1 protein-coding gene is annotated in these 560 nt (G+C 52.7%); it reads left to right on the top strand.

All coding sequences use genetic code 11. From position 1 onward, the window contains the following. Positions 1-285: 285 nt before the first annotated feature. Positions 286-560, top strand: a 275-nt coding sequence (locus HMPREF0721_RS11290) for a hypothetical protein (protein WP_207635267.1), incomplete at its 3' end; no start/stop codon positions are given.

The raw sequence follows: 560 nt of genomic DNA, 5'->3' as shown, positions 1-560 counted from the left end.
CGTCTTTTCATGTATTTTCGCTCTTCTTCTCCCGAGTTAGGGAGCGTTCATCAACAGTTCATGTTCTTACTGTGCGAATGCGCCTCTTCGATACCGTCGAAGCTTACACGTTCACCCTTAGACTCACTCGGCTTGCAGAACGCGCTGTCTTATAAAACCGCGCGTTAGACTAGGATGGTGAAGATTCCAGAGAGCTCGCAGTCCCGCTTGCCCCAGCCTGTTGTGCATGTCTATTCTCTGCATACCGATCCTTTTGCGCAGCCCGGTCGCGGCGATGCCGGGGGCATGAACGTTTATATTGCGCGTTCGATTGCGGCTATGCTGGCGGCAGACGATACTTTGCGCGTCGAGGTTTTCACGCTTCTTACCGATCCCGATTGTGAGCATGCAAAGCCCGGGGTACAGATTCCGACTCTTCTCAACTCGTATCGTGATCGAGTGCGGGTGCATCAGGTGTTGATTCCGCAGGCTTTAGGTGCTCGCAAAAATCAACTTGCTGAGTTTACAACCGAATTTGCGGCGCAATGCGTCTCATTAGCGTGCTGGCATCCGCAGGTTAT

This window comes from Pseudoramibacter alactolyticus ATCC 23263 (genome assembly GCF_000185505.1).
Classification (GTDB): domain Bacteria; phylum Bacillota; class Clostridia; order Eubacteriales; family Eubacteriaceae; genus Pseudoramibacter; species Pseudoramibacter alactolyticus.
This window is presented reverse-complemented; position numbering and strand designations above follow the sequence as displayed.